This is a genomic window from Aliiglaciecola sp. LCG003, from assembly GCF_030316135.1.
Classification (GTDB): Bacteria; Pseudomonadota; Gammaproteobacteria; order Enterobacterales; family Alteromonadaceae; genus Aliiglaciecola.
On sequence record NZ_CP128185.1, the window covers coordinates 2,574,236 to 2,593,503 of the forward strand.

Sequence of the window (19,268 nt, forward strand, 5' to 3'; positions counted from 1 at the left end):
CGGGAAAATTAAATCAGTTTCTTTTACTCTGCCCCCGTGATTGCTGACCCCTTGATTGACCCCTTGATTTACTATTGGCTATATTACTTACGATGTTCAAGATGGCAACATGCCCCTAACTCACACTATCGTTCCGCAAGAACTTGCTGGAAAAGGCCTAGCAAAAACTCTTTTAGAATACGTATTTAAACAAATTAAAAGCGATAATAAAAAAGCAGTTGCACAGTGCTCATATGTTGTTAAGTATTTGGAAAAAATTCCTGATGCTAGTGAGTACTTTGTTTAACGCTATATTGCAGAAGATTAGTTATTCTATGGATAACTTCTTACGAATTGTAGAACCGACTGCAAGTAATAGCCCTAAACCAAATATCATAATAGTTGAGGGCTCTGGAACTGCGTTAGGTGTAACTGCACGTACGGCAAACTGCATTGTTAAGTAATTATCTAGATTTTCATTGGCAATAAATCCGAAGGTATTGGTTGACTGATCAGCAATCAGGTCAAGACCACTAAAGCGTCGAACAATTTGATACTCTGTATGAAAATCAGATGGTAGCAACCCGGTTAGATCTATAGTTGTCGCAATATCAAAATATTTTTCGGTAATATTAACTTCAAGAAGCTCAGCACCAAAAAGTGATGATACAATGAAAGCATCATTTGGAGCCCACGGCTCTCCAGCATTTCCTTCATTGGTGATGATATTCATTTCTAATTCTGGAACAGAATAAACTCCACCTAGCACAGCAACATTTGACAATGTTAATCCATTTAGTAGGGAAAAACCGGATAAATATGGAGGGGTGATATCATAATTGCGGTGAATTATTGATGTCCCATCTTCAAACAATAATGATCCAAGTGCTGAGGACGTAGTTACTGTGTTGTTAACTCTTGACAAATCATTGCTACCGCCAATCCCATCATTAATTATATCGTCGCCAAATTCAATGCAACTTTGAGCGCCGCCAGTCGCGGGAACACCCACACCCCAGCAAATGTGGTCGTGTATATTTCCCGACGATAAAATTGATGTAAATCCATTGTCAGAGTTACCACCAAAATTGATGTTAACGTTTGGAGTGTAAGCTTGTCCTGGCGGTGTGCTAGCCCCGTATTGAAACGTCGGATTTAGAATTCCCGCTTCCATTGCAAAATCCCACTCAGTGACAATAGTACCTGACATTGCACTTTGCGAAATAGTCAGTAGACCAAGATTGAATAAGATAATTATTATTTTTTTCATGAATTTTTCATCTTTGCTTTTTGCTTTTTGCTTTTTGCTTTTTGCTTTTTGCTTTATATATAATTAAGCATGTATCAGGCCAAAACTCTAAGCGTTTGTTTACAAGTGATTATTTTATTTTTTTCATTCAAGATAATTAATTACGTAAAAATAGCCGACACCTGCACTATGAAAAATTTGATGAGATTATCGCAAAGGTAGGGTTACCGTAGCGATAATCCGCCATCTGGATGATTCGCCAATTCATCAACGCTTTCATGCAAGCCTACTATGCGTTTGATTATTGCTAACCCAAGGCCAGAACCTGCACTTCCTCTTGCCTTATCGCCTTGGGTAAAGGGCTGAAATAGATTTTCAATCTGTTCGTTGGGGATACCCTTCCCATAATCTCTAACTGTGAAGAATACTGATTTTTGTTTTTTGTTGATGCCGGATAAAATCAAGATATTATCGCTGCCATAACGAAATGCATTTACGATCAAGTTATCCAAAACTCGTTTTATGGCTATCCTGTGTATTTTGGCAACTGGTATCGGTTCTAGTCGGGTTTCTATGTGATGGTGTTCTGCTATATTTCTTGCCTGTACTACGTCTTCTATTAGATCATTTAAGTTAATGTCTTCGCGGTTTTCCTGATTGTCTTGGCAAACATAATCAATGATGTCGTTCATATCCTTAATGTCATGCACTATGCCTTCTTTCCCCCATTATTGATCTACGAGCAACATTTCACTGACTAATCGAATACGGGTCAGTGGCGTGGGTAAATCGTGAGAAATATCAGCGTCAACAGTGCCCTGTCATCCTCTAGCTGTTTAATGCTTACCATATAAACCTGCGTTGCTATATTGTAATCGAGCTTAAAGTCGGCGAATTCAAACCAGAGCACACTGGCCAGCTAAACTTTTATTTAAACCGTGTTGATCAACAAATAAAAACTGAAAATGATGCACCCACAATTGGCTTGTTGCTCTGTAAGCATCGGAATAAAATAGTCGCTGGGTAAGCATTAAGGAACAATGCGAACCCCATCAGCATTGCCGAAAACTCTATCAGTGACAGGCTACCAAAAGAAATCGAAGAGCGATTACCAGCCATAGAGCAGTAGGTCGATCATTTTGCTTCGAATATCAACGAAAAGTAAGATTTGTTTAGCCAAAACAATTTTTAGCGTTAACGACCGGATAGCCCTCGAGAAACGGCCATTTAGAATTTGTTGACTCTACGATGGCAATAGCCGCCATAATGTAGCTTCTTACGAAACATCCCAACGTCATTCTTGCCTTAGCAAGGATGACGTTGGGATGTTTCAAAAACCGAGCGTATATCAAGGGCTGCAAACTGCCCTTTGCTTACTGTCAATGTACTGTTTTGAAAAGTCCGCTTTATAAATGGTCAAATAATATTGAGGCCGAAATGGCGGGAATTGGCACAAAACCGCCCAAATGTCCGTTTATTAAGTATACGAGTTACAAACATTGAAACTGGCGAAAAGAGCAATCAATGTTGTCTTAATCTGCACTGCTAAAAGTAAAAATTATACACGCCGTTAATTATTTTGTGATCGTAAACACAAGCAATACATATTATTGTTGTAGTTAAGCTTAATATTTTATTAGATAGGTAAATGTTTATGAGCGCTCCAGTTCAGAATGACGATCAGTCAGCACAAATCATTCCCCAAGAAGCTTTCGATTGGTACGATCAATATGCCCACGGAATAATAGACCGACGTACATTCTTATCTCGACTGGGATCCCTTGCTGCGATGGGTTTTAGTATGTCGGTGCTATCCTCGGCGTTGTTGCCCAACTATGCCTTGGCAGAACAAGTTTCATTTAACGACCCTGATATTAAAGCAACCTACTTGAACTTTCCCTCGGAAAAGGGGCATGGAGACGGCAGAGGTTACTTGGTTACTCCCAGTGAGATGTCTGCTAAAGCACCACTAATTTTAGTCGTACACGAAAATAGAGGCCTTAATCCCTACATCAAAGATGTTACCCGACGCGCAGCAAAAACCGGATTTATCGCGTTTGCGCCAGATGCATTGCACCCACTTGGAGGCTATCCAGGTAATGATGATCAAGGTAGAGACATGCAGCGCTCGATGGACCGGGCGAAAATTGAGCAAGACTTCATTGCGGCGGCAAAATTTTTACAAGCCCATCCATCTGGTAATGGCAAGCTTGGCGCTGTCGGTTTTTGTTTCGGCGGTTACATAGTCAATATGCTAGCCGCATCGATACCTGATGTTATAAGTGCGGGCGTCCCTTTTTATGGCACGCCAGCCACAAAAGAACTGCGCAAAAATATCAAAGCGCCACTGTTAGTCCAGCTCGCAGAATTGGATAAAAGAGTTAATGCGAGCTGGCCTGAGTACGAACAGGATTTAAAAGACAATCACGTCGACTACACTATGCACATGTACCAGAATGCAAATCACGGTTTTCATAACGACTCTACTGGCCGTTATGACCCAGAAGCAGCAGAATTAGCTTGGCAACGGACAGTGAGTTTTTTCAATCAACATTTGCGATAAATGATCTGTGCTGAAGGTGGTGAATGAAATCATCACCTAATCTCGCTGTAGCGCTAGTACTAAGGATGTCCTTGATGCCAAATTTACTCCAATCCTACCCTCCCCGTTAACTACCTTCATAGTCATATCAGCTTCTGTGAGTAAATCTGTTAGCTGATACTGTCCGTCTGCTAATTGCCATTTTGCAATAAGCTGCTCGGGGATCAGCAAGTCAAATTCTGCACTCTTGTCTGAATCAAAACTGCTCAACACTATTAATTGTTGCTGCTCATTCCACCTAGCAAAAGAGAAATGCTTGCTACTGTAGTTACTCTGACCCCATCGATTGGCGGAGTGTAAACTGGCATAATGCCCTTGCATGGCAGGAAGTGAGGCGGATAAGTTAAGTAATTTTCGATAGTATTCACGCAAAGCTTTTTGTTGCTCGCTTAACTGTCCTGAATCAAACTTGCCATTATTCATCCAAGCTTGATGCGCTGGCACGCCAATGTAATCAAAAATACTGGTCCGAGAGGGTTTGCCGAACCCTGCAAGTTCACTGCCGTCCTCGCCCACTTCCTGTCCAAAATATAACATAGTAGGAGAACGGCTAATGAGTGCAGAAACCACCATTGCAGGTAATCCCCATTGGGCGTCACCAGCAAATTCAGGACTGGCTATACGCTGTTCGTCATGATTTTCCAGAAAATGCAGCATATGCTGTTCAATATCCGCCATTGAGGCTTGGATAAGCTCCAGCTCATCAGTGCCAGCTTGTTGTTGCATGACCTTTTTCAGACTGTCGTAAAATTCTACTTTATCGTATAGATAATCCATTTTACCCAGCTGAATGTAATCTCGGTATAATTGCGGGTTGTACACTTCAGCTAAAATGAAGGCTTGTGGATTTTTTGTTTTAATCGATGAATTGAGATAACTCCAAAATTCTACCGGTACCATTTCAGCCATATCATAACGAAAACCATCTATGCCTTTGTCTAACCAGTAGTGGGCTATATGTTCGAATTTAAGCCATGAATCAGGTACTGATTTATCAGCCCAGAATTCATAATGCGCAATATAATCTTTGTCTTTATAAGCACGGGGTAAACGGGGAAAGTCGAGCTCACCGTTGGGCTGTACACCATAATTTATTTTGACAGTTTCATACCAATCATTTGCATCCGGCTGAGGCAGCCTCGAGCCATTGCCCGTCCATTTGGCCGGGGATTCATGAAACTTACCGTCGGCTAGCCGCATACTGTCGTCAGCAGGAAGTTGACTGTCTAATGACAGTTCAGGCACTTGAAAGTCGTTTTCTGGAATATAGTAGAAGTTATTGTCGCGGGAATACGCCAAGCTCGGATCATCGTTTTCACCAAAGTCAGTGATACCAGCAGGTTTGTCAATAGATTGATAATTACGGGCGACATGATTGGGCACTATATCAATGATGACTTTCATACCCTGTTGATGGGTGCGTTGAATCAACTGTTCGAATTCTGCCAGTCGGTTTGCTGGGTCATTGGCTAAATCAGGATTGACCGAATAATAATCTTTTACCGCATAGGGCGAGCCGGCTCTACCTTTGACCACATCTGGATCATCTATCGAGATACCGTAATCGGAATAGTCGGCTATCACAGCATGATGAGGAACGCCGGTGTACCAGATATGTGTCACACCAAGCTCACGAATGCCTTGCAGTGCAGCGGGGCTGAAATCGTCAAACTTACCGACACCATTTTCAGCGGCGGTTCCCCAAGGCTTATTTAAGGTCTGGGTATTACCAAACAAACGAGTAAAAACTTGATAGACCACAGGTTTGCCCAGCGCTTGGGAGTCCTGCATAGTTTCCCCCTCAATGGTGGTTTGACAACCTAATAATAAGGTAATGCATAAATAGCCTGTTAATCGATATTTCGACATGGATTAATCAACTTGTTAACACTGTACATGATAAGTAAATATTAACGGCTTAACGGTTCATTAACATCCCATCTGCATACGTATTCAGCGCTATCTTGTTCCGTTTATACAATCATTTTAGTTGATTCAAATTGCTCTGATGAGAACTAAAGTTCAATGCGCAACGGTAATTGAATTGCTCAATGCTTTTTTCCAGATACATATCACCTTGGCGAGGCTGCTTGGCTGCTAGTGGTGGAAATGCACCATAACCCGCCAGTAAACAATGCCAGGAAATGGTATCAAAATGACTGCTGATTTGCTGACGATTGATTTCCGTTTGTAAATCTTCACGCTGATACCACACATGTAAAATATTTAGCAACGAATCGGATAAATTTTCATTATTTCGATTCACTCGCCAGTATTCACTATCATCCCGAGTATTCAATTTATAATGCGCTACGACATAGTCCCTTACCCGTTCAAAGCGTTCAGAGATTTGTTGGTTGTATTTTTGTTGGTGTTGAGCGGTAAATTTGCCGCTTTCAAATTCAGTAATGAAGGTTTCAATACATACTTGTACCAAATGCAATGCCGTTGCTTCCAAAGGCTCAATAAAACCTTGAGACAAGCCAAGTCCAATGCAGTTTTTAACCCAATGCTGCTCTAATTGACCGACACGCATCTTTAAGTGTCGACAGGCCTGGGGATCATCAAGGGTTTGCAAGTGTAGACGTAATTCTTGCTCGGCTTGGTCTGAACTAATAAAATCAGAGCTATAAACGTAACCATTTCCGTAGCGATTAGTTAAGGGGATTTTCCAAGCCCAACCATTGGTCAAGGCGGTAGCAATAGTTTCAGCCGGGATGACTTGTTTTATTGGAGTCGGCATCACCACAGCGGCGTCGTTGAATAAGTTTTCTTTGTAGCTTTGGAACTTAACCCCCAGAGTCCGTTGCATTAATACCGCGGCAAAGCCGCTACAATCAACAAATAAGTCTCCGTCGATATGTGCCCCAGATTCACATTGCAATCGGGCTATGTCACCGTTGTCGTGTGTCTCAACTGAGGTAACGATTTCTTGCCGATGGATAACCCCAAGTTTTTGTCCATGTTCAGCTAAAAACTGACCAAGTAGATGGGAATCAAAATGATAGCCATACTCCATCTCAAAGGGAAAGTTTTCTGGCGCTAGCGGGCCTTTGTTTTGCTTTGCCAACCACCCGTTCAAGAGAAAATCTTCAGGTACCACATGGGTATCTAAGCCCAACCTACGAGTGCGACAATTAAGGTAAAAGTCCCGCTTCGTGAAGGTATCGGTTTGACACACAAAGGGGTGACTATATTGTGCGATTCCAGACGCAGGGCTCCAACCAGCAAAACGAATGTTAACCTTATAAGTAGCATTGCATCTTGGCATCCAGTCAGATTCAGCGATATTAAGCTGTTGGAAAAAGTGCTTCAAAGAAGGGGTTGAGCCCTCCCCTACACCCACAATGCCAATATCAGGTGATTCAACTAGGGTAATCTGAATGTTCTGCTGGCGCCATTGGTTGGCAAAAAGGTTGGCAGCCATCCATCCGGCTGTACCGCCACCTAAAATCACAATCTTAAAAGGTTTATTCACTTTTCACCTTAACTACACTGATTAGTTTTTATGCTTTGCATAATGCTTATTAATCAATAATACACGGACAGACAAAAAAAAGACCCCTAAAGTCTCACAACTTTAGAGGTCTAGACGATATAACGGGCGTTATTTAGTAAAACGAGTAATTAAAGTTCAGCATATAAGAAGGACCAAATTGACGACGGGTGGTCACGATGCCATCGTCATTGACGGTTTCCTCATCTACGTCGGTCAGATTGGTGCCTTGTAGCGATACACGCAAACCCTGCAAATAATCATTGTCATGGTTTTCAAAGTCATAACTGATTTGGGCATCTAATAAAGTTACACCATTTCGTGTCGCCGTCTCTATTTTGTTAGAGCCGCCACGTTGATAGGTACTGAACTCTGAACGATCTGTTCCGGCAACTCGAACCTCAAAACCACCTTTAGCGTAATAGGCCGTTAGTGAATAGGTTCGGTCTGATTGTCCTGGAATGCTGGTACCATCTTCTAGCTCTGCATCAATTAAGGTCGCAGAAGCGGCAACACCAAAACCTTCCAGCTCATCAGCAAACATACTAAAGGGTACATTCGCCGTTAGCTCTAATCCTTTCACTGTTCCCGTTAAACCATCTTCGAAATACGAGAAAGTGCCGTAATCTGGTGGCGTAATCAAATCGCCCGCCGCATAAAACACTTTTGCGGGGCCGTATTCGCCATCTTCAGTTGCTACACGGTCATGGAATCCAGCAATGAAGTAGTCCGCACCGTCATTAGTTTCATCGCTGCGAAAGTTAATAGGTAAGTTGCCGTCTCGAGTCCAGTTGACTAAGTCTTTATAAAAGACCGCGGCCGATACATAGCCTTCATCATCAAAATAGTTCTCAAATGATACGTCAAAATTATTAGCTTCAAGAGGTTTAAGTAATGGGTTACCCGCAAACTTAGACCAAGGCGAGCCATACTGATCAACCGCAGCTTGGCTATTAGGAATAGCAATTAAATCAATGTTCTGGTCAAATTTCACAAAACCAGATGCCTTCATTTGGTCAATACGGGCTCGGCTGATAGTTTTATTTGCCGCAAAGCGTACAAATTTATTATCAGCTACTTCCATGCTGACGTTTAAGCTTGGTAATACATGGCTATAATCGGTGCTGACAAATTTTATACAGTCTGCATCTATTTGTTGGTCACCATTTGCATCACAAACCGCAAAGTTAGCACCTACCACCCCCGTATATCCAGATGAAGATTGGTCAGTTTGCACATACTGTAAGCCGATATTACCCATAACCGGAAGACCGCCCAGCTCAGTGTTAAAATCTACTTTAGCGTAGACTGTGGTTATTTCTTCCTCAACGATATAGGTGTCGCCTAAACGGTCAGGTTCGAGTAAGCCAGCATCATTCAAGGTATATTCGCCGTCTTCATAAGGGGCAAAACCATCATAGGCAACCACATAACCCATTCCAGCCCAGGTTAAATCTGCCAAGCCGTTATAAAGGTATTGTTGCGGTATAGCGCTAGATGAAGGATAAGAAGATGCTGTGGCAAAGAAGCCTTTATTTTCTTTATCTTTGTATCTGTCACTGTAATTCACACCCGCGGTGACTTTGGTAAATACATCACCGTCTAGCAAGCCCACAACCTCAAACTTATAGGTCGTTAACTCTTCGCTAAAATCGGCATAGTTTAAGAAACCATCCTGTGCATTAAGGTAGGTGTATGGCGAGCCGTTAGCGGTTAATTCAGTACTGGTAAATTGATCTGCCAAATTGGCTAAACCACCGCCCCATTCTTGTGGACCAGTAAGTTGCAAAGCATTTGGATCAGAAAACGCATCCAAACCAGTTGAGCCGGTGAAATAAATACCGTCTGAGCTCATAACGAAATCACGAGTTCCCAATTGATCACTGGTCAAAGCGCCAGAACGGGCCAATCCTGCATAAGATTCACCGCGTAAATCGCGCTTGGTAGACTCACTGTTGGCTACATCCAACTCTACCGACCAGTTGTCATTTACATGATATTCCACATTCAAGCCGAATACCTGTAGATCACCGTCTTTTTGTGACGGGTCAGTTCTTAGTACTGGGTTGGCCTCAATTTGGGTTCCCGTGGTGTTAGTGCCGGTACCTGTCATTGCTCCTGCAGAGAAGGGTTCAATAAAGCCGCGAATCACACCGGAGTCAGAATAACTGATGTCTAACGCATCTACGATAATATCTAGATTGTCAGTAGGTTGAAACTGTAAAACTACAGATATGGTATCGCGTTCCAATACCGTACTGATGGCCTGGCTGTCTAGTCCTGAAGGGGTCACTTGGCCTTCATCATTGGTATTATAGCCCCACACCCCATACTTACGTTGGTTATTAGGCGACTCAGTGGTAGCAAGTGCCACCGCTAAACCAACCGTATCGTCAGCAAATTTTTCTACAAATGACAGAGACAAACGATGCCCTTTATTGTCAAACTCCGGGTTGTCAGAGTCACGACCTGATAGCTCATAATTGCCATTTACAGTTAAGGTTTCTTGAGCTTGTAGCGGACGTACAGTCTGCAAATCAACAGTACCACCAATGCCCTGAACCATCAGTCCAGCATCAGCCGTTTTATATATGGTCGCGCCCGTCATAATCTCAGAAGGATACAAGTCATATTCCACACCACGGTTGTCGCCAATACCAATTAACTCGCGACCATTTAATGAGGTACCTGTAAAATCCTCTTTAAAACCACGAACCGATATACCCGAAGTACGTCCACCCACTCGCTCGCCCGCCATACCAGGCAAACGGGCTAATGACTCGGCAATGGATGAATCGGGTAATTTACCTATATCTTCTGCAGAAATTGCTTCAACGATGGAGGAGTTTTCCATTTTAACGGCTTGGGCTCTTATTAATGAGCCTCTGATGCCCTTAACGGAAATAACTTCAACGCTATTATCTTGCGCAGCGGTTTCTTGCGCTGAGCTGTGATGGGAAAACATTGCTGTCGATACGGCAAGCGACAACAGCGCTGGTTTAAATAAGTGTGTGTGTTTCATGTGTGACCCCATTGTTATGTTTAACAACGAAATACTTCAAAACTTCCGTTAAGAAATCGTTGCATCACTGTAAAAAGTAAATCAGATCGCGACTGCTAAATAACTTACTAATTAAAAATTAATTTTTGTTAAAACTTAGCTGTTTGGCGGTTTTTTGCGCCCCAAATCATATTGCTAAGCCTAGGTTTGATCCAAACAAATTGCCTAAATAATACTGCAAGCCTCACAACGGTGACTCACTATTTAGTAGAACGAAATAGGCAAGCTAACTCTTGGTTTTAACTTGTCCTGCACCTAGCTAATCAGCCAGACTTCTTAAACGATTAAGTTAAATTAGCAAATATTTTACAGCATGTAAATAACTTGTGAAATAAATTGATTCAAAATACCAATACTAGTATTTGTTTGGTTAACAAAATTATTCTTAATCAATTTAGCTACAGGGAGATTACTTAGTTAAGTTTAGCTCATTGGTTACTGCATAACGGATAAAAAGTAATAGATTGTGGTAATGTAAAAGGATGATGATAGGGTGTGCTAATTTGCTTTGTGGGGCAAAAATTAATAAGCTTTGTTGGAGTGAATAGTCGCTAGATTTAAAGGTGGTTTTTGGGCAAGAAGATTTGCTATGCCCAGCCTCAATGTTTATCTACCGTTCAAAATATTTTTTAATCAATCTATTTATATCAACGCTGAAGCCAGTTAAAAGCACCTACTCGTTGAGTAGATGCTTTTTGATCTAACGATTCACATCAACCACTACTCTACCTTGCACCTGACCGGCTAATAATTTGTCGGCTACCTCAACCACCTCACTTAAGCTTATATCAGTGCAAATATCTTCAAACTCAGTTTGTCCTAGGATTTCTGCCAGTCGTTTCCATGCCTCCACTCGATCAGCCAAGGGTCGCATAACACTGTCAATCCCGACCAAAGTAACTCCGCGCAGTATAAATGGTGCAACTGATGCAGGAAAATCTAGGCCCTGTGCCAAGCCGCAGGCAGTTACCACACCACCATATTGGGTACTTGCGCAGATGTTAGCCAATGTGTGACTCCCAACAGAATCAATGGCTCCGGCCCAACGTTCTTTAGCCAGAGGACGACCAGGACTTGACAAAGTTGAGCGATCTATCACTTCTTTTGCGCCTAATTTATTTAAATAGTCTGCTTGCTCTGGACGCCCGGTGGATGCGACAACCGTGTAACCCAATTTTGCTAATATAGTGATGGCAAAGCTACCCACTCCACCATTTGCACCAGTTACCAAAATTTCGCCTTTTTCCGGTGTCACTCCCTGCTTTTCCAATGCAATGACACTTAACATCGCTGTGTAGCCCGCGGTGCCAATAGTCATCGCTTGTCGGTCGCTAAATGCTGTGGGCAATGGGATCAGCCATTCACTGTTTAGACGGGCCTTTTGCGCCAGCCCGCCACAATGACTTTCTCCCACGCCAAAACCATTGAGTAGTACTTTATCTCCTGGCTTAAACTTACCGCTATCACACTGCTCAATTGTGCCGACTAAGTCTATGCCAGGGATCATAGGAAATGTCCGCACCACCGGGCTTTTACCGGTAATCGCCAATGCATCTTTATAATTTATGGTGCTGTATGAAACGCTAACAGTTGTATCACCAGCATTGAGCACACTCTCATCTATTGATTGCAAAGTCGCTCGGTAACCTTGATCATCTTTTTCAATTAAAATTCCTTTAAACATATTGCACCTCTCATTTAGACCGATCGTCTATAAAAATAGATAAAAAATTTTATCTGGGCAAGCCCGCGATAAAACAGCTCAAAAAGTTATCCAGTGGCGTCGACTCTTGTACCAGTTTTGCGCGACTAACCGCTCCTTCCCACCCCAACCAGAAGTACTCCGCTAGTTGCTCGCAATCTGCTGTCGCCGAGATTTGTTTTTGCACCTTTGCTTGTTCCAGACAGCGCTGTATTCGTTGTTGCCAACTAGCAAAAGTAGTCATTAGTAACTGCCTATATCCAGCAGGCAACGAATCTACCTCTTGTCCAAGATTACCGATTAAACATCCCCGCTTAAATTGATGGCGTTGCATCCCCGCTTTTGCATCTTCAACAAAACTGGCAATGCGCGCCAGTGGCGCAGCAGAGTGATCTAACAAGTGAACATCTAACTTACTGGAGAAATAATTCGCATAATTCTCGATCAACTCCTGACCAAAGGCTTCTTTACTAGAAAAGTAATGATAAAAAGAGCCTTTAGGTACGCCTATCTTCTTCAAAATTGGCTCGATGCCTGACGATGTAAAGCCATGCTCTGTCAATTGTTCCAAGCCACTGCGGATCAGTTCTGCTCGAGTATCACAATTAACTCGGGATATTTTAGGGGGACGACCACGACGTGGTTTACTAGCTGATGTATTCATTCAACAATAATAGACCGATCGTCTAGTTAAATACAATGTGAAATTTATCAACCCATTAAAAATAAGCCTTAGCGGAGTAATTAACACCTTTTAACCGTCTATTAAAGCGATATAAGCCTTTGTATTACAGACCATTATCTAGTTGGTTAGGGTCGTTAATTATTGTTTCAATTTGTACAGGAATCTGAACGAAACGTCTAAAACCAATAGAAGGGGTTAAGGTAAGACAGTTGACGAGTTAGTTTTGGTGATTTAACGTAACCAAAAGGTTTACGTGAACGTAAAGGTAAACCAAGTAATGATTGAATAGTTATGGGGTACACCCTCATCCCTAATATATAGCTTAAAGGCCTCAGTGCATGCAAAAAACCGAGTTAGCAGAACAGCATATCAATGCGACTTCAACGACTTCGCCTACTACCTTCAGTATTGGTGAATTAGCTAAAAGTTTCGATATTACGCCCCGTTCCATTCGGTTTTATGAAGAGCAAGGCTTAATAGCGCCAAAACGCTCAGGCCAAGCTAGAATTTATAGCAAGAAAGATAAAGTAAGACTCAAATTGATTCTCAGGGGGAAACGGCTAGGCTTTTCATTAGCCGAAACAAAAACGCTATTCAACCTCTATGACAGTCACCAAAATTCCGTTGTTCAGCTTGAAGCTATGTTGCAAATGACCGAACAAAAACGCGCAATACTCAATCAGCAGCTCGAAGATATCAGGATGTTGATGGGAGAATTAGACGACGTTGAGTCACGCTGCCGAGATGAACTACACCAATTAACAAAAGGATAACTCAAGATGAACGCTGCCTACCCTACTCTTAATTTTGGTCTTGGCGAAGACATAGATATGTTGCGCGATCACGTATACAACTTCGCACAAACAGAAATCGCTCCTTTGGCTGAAAAAGCCGACGCTGACAATGCTTTTCCTAACCAACTGTGGCCAAAACTGGGTGAGATGGGTTTGCTCGGAGTTACTGTATCTGAGCAATATGGTGGGGCGAACATGGGTTACCTCGCTCATACTATTGCGATGGAAGAAGTCAGTCGTGCCTCTGCCGGGATAGGACTTAGTTATGGGGCTCATTCGAACTTGTGCGTCAATCAAATTTCTAAAAACGGTACCGATGCACAAAAAGAAAAGTATCTACCTAAGCTAGTCAGTGGAGAGCACATTGGTGCATTGGCAATGAGTGAACCCAATGCAGGATCTGATGTGGTCAGTATGAAACTGCGTGCCGATAAGAAAGGTGACGTGTACATACTCAACGGCAACAAAATGTGGATCACCAACGGTCCCGATGCTCATACTTTTGTAATTTATGCAAAAACAGACGTCAATGGCGGCTCTAAAGGAATTACAGCCTTTATCGTCGAAAAAGACTCACCAGGATTTAGCCAAGCGCAGAAGTTAGATAAATTAGGTATGCGCTCTTCGAATACCTGTGAATTGGTTTTCCAAGATTGTGAAGTACCGGCGGAAAACATATTAGGCCATGAAGGCGGCGGTGTTCGCGTTCTTATGAGCGGACTCGACTATGAACGCTTGGTCCTGTCGGGTGGTCCGTTAGGCATAATGCAGGCCTGTATGGATCAAGTGGTTCCTTATATCCATGACCGCAAACAATTTGGTCAATCCATCGGCGAGTTTCAACTAGTGCAGGGCAAGGTTGCTGATATGTATACCCAGATGAACGCAGCCCGCGCTTATGTCTACGCTGTAGCACGGTCATGCGACCGAGGCGAAACAACGCGCAAAGACGCTGCAGGTGCTATCCTTTATTCTGCTGAGCTGGCCACTAAAATGGCACTGGATGCCATTCAGTTATTAGGTGGAAATGGTTATATCAATGAGTATTCTACGGGACGTTTACTGCGTGATGCCAAGCTTTATGAAATCGGCGCCGGCACCTCAGAAATACGACGCATGTTAATTGGCCGCGAGTTGTTCAATGAAACTAAGTAGCTAAATAGCGATGAAATACTGTTGTCATAGAACGCAGTTAATTTGGATTAAAAATAATCAGGAGCAAGCTTCGTGCCCCGCATCGTCACAAAAATAAATACTAAGAGTCAAGATTTTAACGATAACGCTGCCCATATGCAGAAGATGGTTGACGACTTGAAAAAAGTGGTTGATCAAATCAAGCAAGGTGGGGGCGAAAAAGCCAATGCTCGCCATACTGCACGAGGTAAGTTATTGCCGCGAGAGAGAATTAATGGCCTACTGGATAAAGGCTCACCATTCTTGGAATTATCCCAACTTGCAGCCTGGAATGTCTATGAAGACTATGTCCCTGCTGCCGGTGTTATTGCAGGTATTGGCAGAGTGTCTGGTATGGAATGTATGATTGTCGCCAATGACGCAACGGTCAAAGGTGGTAGCTATTACCCCTTAACCGTTAAAAAGCATTTACGGGCGCAAACCATTGCTGAACAGAATAACTTGCCGTGTATATATTTGGTTGATTCTGGTGGCGCTAACTTGCCTCGACAAGATGAAGTATTTCCAGACCGAGAACACTTTGGCCGGATTTTCTTCAATCAAGCCAACCTGTCTGCTCAGAACATTCCGCAAATTGCTGTTGTAATGGGCTCCTGTACGGCCGGTGGTGCTTATGTACCAGCCATGGCAGATGAATCCATCATTGTTAAACAACAAGGCACTATTTTCTTAGGTGGCCCACCATTGGTGAAAGCCGCAACCGGTGAGGTGGTTAGTGCTGAAGAACTTGGTGGTGGGGATGTGCATTGCCGTACATCAGGAGTGGTAGATCACCTGGCGAATAACGACCATCATGCACTGCAATTAGCCAGAGACGCTGTGGCTAGATTAAATCGTCGCAAAAGCACTTATTTAGATGTAGTTGCGCCACAAGATCCAGCCTATTCTATAGATGAAATTTACGGCATCATTCCCAAAGATACTCGCCAACCCTATGATATTAAAGAAATAATAGCAAGAATAGTGGATGGCTCAGAGTTCGACGAATTCAAAGCTTTGTTTGGCACGACTCTGGTGTGTGGCTTTGCGCGTATTTTCGGTTATCCGGTAGGCATAGTAGCGAACAACGGCATCTTGTTTTCTGAATCTGCACAAAAAGGTGCACATTTCATTGAGTTATGCGCTCAACGTAAAATTCCATTAGTATTTTTACAGAACATCACCGGATTCATGGTTGGTAAGCAGTATGAAGCGGGTGGCATTGCCAAGCATGGGGCTAAAATGGTCACCGCAGTCGCTTGTGCTAAAGTCCCTAAATTTACCATTTTAATCGGCGGAAGCTTTGGGGCCGGTAACTATGGAATGTGTGGTCGGGCTTATGACCCCCGATTTATGTTCATGTGGCCCAATGCACGCATTTCGGTTATGGGCGGCGAACAAGCCGCAGGGGTGTTAGCCCAAGTCAAACGAGATCAGAAAGACCGTGCTGGCGAAGAGTGGAGCGAACAACAAGAGCAACAATTTAAGCAACCCATCATCGACACCTATGAGCAGCAAGGCCATCCCTATTATGCCTCTGCCCGTTTATGGGATGACGGCGTAATCGATCCGGCTGATACACGATTTGTATTAGGTCTAGCTATTGCTGCATCCTTAAATAAACCGATAGAAGAAACACGCTTTGGCGTGTTCAGAATGTAAGGTGTTTAATAATATGACTGACCCAACAATCGAAATACTGACAGGCTCAGACGATGTCCTTTACCATTTAGATAATAGAGGTGTAGCAACAATAACCCTGAATCGTGCAGATAAGCACAACGCCTTTGATGAACATATGATTAGCACCTTAACCAAACTTTTCGAAACAGTGGCGCGGGATCATAAAGCCAGAGTGTTGGTGTTGATGTCAGAGGGTAAGAACTTTTGTGCTGGGGCCGATCTGAACTGGATGAAACGCATGGCCAGCTATAGTTATGAAGAAAACCTAGCCGATGCGAATGCGTTAGCGAATATGCTTCATACCCTTTATACCCTGCCCAAGCCGACTATCGCAAAAATCCAAGGCGCTGCCTTTGGTGGAGCAGTAGGCTTGGTAGCCTGCTGTGACATAGCCATTGCCAGCCGCTTGAGTAAATTCTGTCTTAGTGAAGTGAAATTAGGTTTGATCCCAGCAACCATAAGTCCCTATGTGATCGACGCCATGGGTGACAGAGTTGCTAGACGTTATTTTATGACTGCAGAGGTATTTTCAGCCCAGCGCGCTCGTCGCCTAGGATTGCTGAGCGAAGCTGTCACTGAGGAAGATCTCAATCGCACAGTTGATGACTTAGTAACGCAAATATTGAACAATGGTCCGCTAGCAGTAGCAGCAGCAAAACAGCTTGTATTTGACGTTAAAGACGAGCCATTAGGCGAAGAATTAATGGAAAAGACTAGTTTACGTATTGCAACGACTCGTGTCTCTGCAGAAGGACAAGAAGGTCTGAGTGCCTTCTTGGAGAAAAGAACGCCAAACTGGCGGAGTGAATAATGAAACAAGTTCGTCAAATTAAAAAATTATTGATAGCCAATCGAGGCGAAATCAGTTGCCGTATCATCAAGACAGCCCAAAAAATGGGGATCGCTACAGTGGCGGTTTATTCAGATGCAGACGCTGACGCGTTGCACGTAAAAATGGCTGACGAAAGTGTGCGCCTAGGACCTGCTCCGTCGAGAGAAAGTTATCTTAAAGGTGAATTGATCATAGCCGCAGCCATAAAGTTAAATGTGGATGCCATCCATCCCGGTTACGGCTTTTTGTCAGAAAACTCCCAATTCTGTCGATTGTGTGAACAGCATAACATCATTTTTGTTGGCCCCCCTGTTGGCGCAATTGAGGCCATGGGCTCTAAATCAGCCGCCAAGCAGATAATGCAACAAGCGGGCGTGCCTCTCGTACCTGGTTATCATGGCGATGACCAATCCGCCGATCTATTGAAAAAATACGCTGATGAAATGGGCTATCCTGTATTGCTTAAAGCTGCAGCGGGTGGCGGTGGTAAAGGTATGCGCCAAGTGCATCAAAGCAATGAATTCTTCGATGCACTGGACGCCGCTAAACGCGAAGCCATGTCAGGTTTCGGTGACGATATCATGCTGATCGAAAAGTATCTAATCGAACCTCGACACGTTGAGATACAAGTATTTTGCGACCAAAACGGTAACGGCGTCTATCTATTCGAACGGGATTGTTCGGTACAACGTCGCCATCAAAAGGTCATTGAAGAAGCCCCAGCCCCAGGAATGACTGAGTCTCTACGAGAGGAAATGGGTAAAGCTGCTCTCAAAGCGGCACAAGCAATAGATTATGTTGGTGCTGGCACCGTTGAGTTCTTACTTCAACCTGACGGTCAATTCTTCTTTATGGAAATGAATACTCGCCTACAGGTAGAGCATCCGGTTACCGAAATGATCACCCGACAAGATTTAGTCGAGTGGCAATTACGGGTTGCACAAGGTGAGAACTTACCTAAACAACAACACGAGCTTATGATCCATGGTCATGCATTTGAAGCGCGTATCTATGCGGAAGATCCGAATAATGACTTTTTACCCTCAACCGGCACGTTAACCCGTTTAGTTCCGCCGATGGAGGACGAAAAAACTCGAGTGGATACTGGGGTTTTACAAGGTGATGAAGTGTCATCATTTTATGACCCCATGATTGCAAAGTTAATTGTATGGGATGAAAACCGTGACAAGGCGTTGGCTAAACTTGCCAAGGCGCTAAGTATTTATGATGTTGAGGGTGTTACCACCAATATCGACTTTTTGTATAATTTGGCTACACATAATGCATTTAAAAATGCACAGCTCTCCACACATTTTATCGAGCAGCACCATAACACGCTCTTTGTTGAGGATGTGAATACTATTGAAGCTATCGTACCGATGGCTGCTATGTACTTGCTCCTCAGACGAGAACAACAAAATAACACATCACAAATATGCCCATCTCCTTGGTCGGCAAATAATCACTGGCGGATGAATGAGCAGCACAGTGAAACTTTATCAATGCTGCTGCAAGACCAGCAGTTTGAAGTTGACATTATCCACAGTGATATCAATGACAAAGGTAACCATACATTCAAAATTAATTGCAACAAACAGCAGTATATCTGTCACGGCGACTTAAGTGCACAAACCCTTTGTGCGAACATTAATGGCCATAGTTACCAGATAACAGTTGTTGAGCATGACAAAGACACGACTTTATTCACCAAACAATGCGCTATTCGTTGTCAGTTGTTAGAGCCGGATTTGGGCACCTCTGATGCGCAAGATGAACATGGTGGGTTTAATGCACCTATGAATGGTACTGTGGTTGGACTGATGGTGGAAGCTAATCAGTCGGTCATAAAAGGACAGGTTTTGATGGTAATGGAAGCCATGAAAATGGAACACGCCATCAAAGCACCGCAAAATGGTGCCGTGACTGAATTTTATTATCAGGCAGGTGATCTAGTTGATGGTGGCGCACAACTACTGAGTTTTGCCGCACAAGAAGCACAAGAGTAAGTCAGA

The 19,268-nt window shown here is 43.2% G+C and carries 15 protein-coding genes; 8 read left to right on the plus strand and 7 right to left on the minus strand.

Going from position 1 to position 19,268, the window contains the following annotated elements:
* Nucleotides 1-82 precede the first annotated feature (82 nt).
* On the plus strand, nt 83-286 hold the full coding sequence (locus QR722_RS11040) for a GNAT family N-acetyltransferase (protein ID WP_286287648.1): 204 nt from the start codon (nt 83-85) through the stop codon (nt 284-286).
* 21 nt (nt 287-307) lie between these two features.
* On the opposite strand, the gene QR722_RS11045 is transcribed toward QR722_RS11040, so the two are convergent.
* Complete coding sequence (locus QR722_RS11045) at nt 308-1,249, minus strand: PEP-CTERM sorting domain-containing protein (RefSeq protein ID WP_286282905.1); 942 nt, start codon at nt 1,247-1,249, stop codon at nt 308-310.
* Nucleotides 1,250-1,452: 203 nt separating this feature from the next.
* Nucleotides 1,453-1,938, minus strand: coding sequence for an ATP-binding protein (locus tag QR722_RS11050; protein ID WP_353506881.1), 486 nt, complete (start codon nt 1,936-1,938; stop codon nt 1,453-1,455).
* Nucleotides 1,939-2,084: 146 nt separating this feature from the next.
* Here QR722_RS11050 and QR722_RS19405 point away from each other — a divergent pair, with 146 nt between their 5' ends.
* Together QR722_RS19405 and QR722_RS11055 are read left to right on the plus strand one after the other, a co-directional pair.
* Nucleotides 2,085-2,255 (plus strand): PDDEXK nuclease domain-containing protein, encoded by a 171-nt coding sequence (locus QR722_RS19405; RefSeq protein ID WP_353506911.1) that lies wholly within the window; start codon nt 2,085-2,087, stop codon nt 2,253-2,255.
* Between the two features lie 627 nt (nt 2,256-2,882).
* On the plus strand, nt 2,883-3,791 hold the full coding sequence (locus QR722_RS11055; RefSeq protein WP_286282906.1) for a dienelactone hydrolase family protein: 909 nt from the start codon (nt 2,883-2,885) through the stop codon (nt 3,789-3,791).
* A 36-nt stretch (nt 3,792-3,827) separates the two neighbouring features.
* On the opposite strand, the gene QR722_RS11060 is transcribed toward QR722_RS11055, so the two are convergent.
* From QR722_RS11060 to acuR, 5 genes are all read right to left on the minus strand, one after another.
* Complete coding sequence (locus QR722_RS11060; RefSeq protein ID WP_286282907.1) at nt 3,828-5,699, minus strand: alpha-amylase family protein; 1,872 nt, start codon at nt 5,697-5,699, stop codon at nt 3,828-3,830.
* Between the two features lie 112 nt (nt 5,700-5,811).
* Nucleotides 5,812-7,308, minus strand: coding sequence for a tryptophan halogenase family protein (locus tag QR722_RS11065; RefSeq protein ID WP_286282908.1), 1,497 nt, complete (start codon nt 7,306-7,308; stop codon nt 5,812-5,814).
* A 133-nt stretch (nt 7,309-7,441) separates the two neighbouring features.
* The gene (locus QR722_RS11070) at nt 7,442-10,348 is read right to left on the minus strand and encodes a TonB-dependent receptor (RefSeq protein WP_286282909.1); all 2,907 of its coding nucleotides are present in this window, start codon (nt 10,346-10,348) and stop codon (nt 7,442-7,444) included.
* A 739-nt stretch (nt 10,349-11,087) separates the two neighbouring features.
* Complete coding sequence (acuI, locus tag QR722_RS11075) at nt 11,088-12,071, minus strand: acrylyl-CoA reductase (NADPH) (protein WP_286282910.1); 984 nt, start codon at nt 12,069-12,071, stop codon at nt 11,088-11,090.
* Between the two features lie 49 nt (nt 12,072-12,120).
* Nucleotides 12,121-12,753 carry an acrylate utilization transcriptional regulator AcuR gene (gene acuR / locus QR722_RS11080; RefSeq protein WP_286282912.1) on the minus strand — a complete coding sequence of 211 codons (633 nt, stop codon included), beginning with the start codon at nt 12,751-12,753 and terminating at the stop codon, nt 12,121-12,123.
* A 359-nt stretch (nt 12,754-13,112) separates the two neighbouring features.
* Between acuR and QR722_RS11085 the strand changes: the two genes are divergently transcribed.
* The 5 genes from QR722_RS11085 to QR722_RS11105 all read left to right on the plus strand — a co-directional run bounded on the left by QR722_RS11085 (nt 13,113) and on the right by QR722_RS11105 (nt 19,262).
* A complete protein-coding gene (locus QR722_RS11085) occupies nt 13,113-13,547 on the plus strand; it encodes a MerR family transcriptional regulator (protein ID WP_286282913.1) in 435 nt (144 codons plus the stop codon).
* Nucleotides 13,548-13,553: 6 nt separating this feature from the next.
* Entirely contained in the window at nt 13,554-14,723 is a 1,170-nt protein-coding gene (locus tag QR722_RS11090) for an isovaleryl-CoA dehydrogenase (protein WP_286282914.1), read from the plus strand.
* A 72-nt stretch (nt 14,724-14,795) separates the two neighbouring features.
* Nucleotides 14,796-16,403, plus strand: coding sequence for a carboxyl transferase domain-containing protein (locus tag QR722_RS11095; RefSeq protein WP_286282915.1), 1,608 nt, complete (start codon nt 14,796-14,798; stop codon nt 16,401-16,403).
* A gap of 13 nt (nt 16,404-16,416) precedes the next feature.
* Entirely contained in the window at nt 16,417-17,235 is an 819-nt protein-coding gene (locus QR722_RS11100) for an enoyl-CoA hydratase/isomerase family protein (RefSeq protein WP_286282916.1), read from the plus strand.
* A complete protein-coding gene (locus tag QR722_RS11105) occupies nt 17,235-19,262 on the plus strand; it encodes an acetyl/propionyl/methylcrotonyl-CoA carboxylase subunit alpha (RefSeq protein ID WP_286282918.1) in 2,028 nt (675 codons plus the stop codon). The genes QR722_RS11100 and QR722_RS11105 overlap by 1 nt, the downstream gene beginning before the upstream one ends.
* Nucleotides 19,263-19,268: the final 6 nt, after the last annotated feature.

Coding starts and splice junctions, on each gene's coding strand:
- acuI (WP_286282910.1), bottom strand. CDS start 12,071: ATGTTTAAAGGAATTTTAATTGAAAAAGATGATCAAGGTTACCGAGCG.
- acuR (WP_286282912.1), bottom strand. CDS start 12,753: ATGAATACATCAGCTAGTAAACCACGTCGTGGTCGTCCCCCTAAAATA.
- QR722_RS11090 (WP_286282914.1), top strand. CDS start 13,554: ATGAACGCTGCCTACCCTACTCTTAATTTTGGTCTTGGCGAAGACATA.
- QR722_RS11100 (WP_286282916.1), top strand. CDS start 16,417: ATGACTGACCCAACAATCGAAATACTGACAGGCTCAGACGATGTCCTT.
- QR722_RS11085 (WP_286282913.1), top strand. CDS start 13,113: ATGCAAAAAACCGAGTTAGCAGAACAGCATATCAATGCGACTTCAACG.
- QR722_RS11055 (WP_286282906.1), top strand. CDS start 2,883: ATGAGCGCTCCAGTTCAGAATGACGATCAGTCAGCACAAATCATTCCC.
- QR722_RS11060 (WP_286282907.1), bottom strand. CDS start 5,699: ATGTCGAAATATCGATTAACAGGCTATTTATGCATTACCTTATTATTA.
- QR722_RS11070 (WP_286282909.1), bottom strand. CDS start 10,348: ATGAAACACACACACTTATTTAAACCAGCGCTGTTGTCGCTTGCCGTA.
- QR722_RS11045 (WP_286282905.1), bottom strand. CDS start 1,249: ATGAAAAAAATAATAATTATCTTATTCAATCTTGGTCTACTGACTATT.
- QR722_RS11105 (WP_286282918.1), top strand. CDS start 17,235: ATGAAACAAGTTCGTCAAATTAAAAAATTATTGATAGCCAATCGAGGC.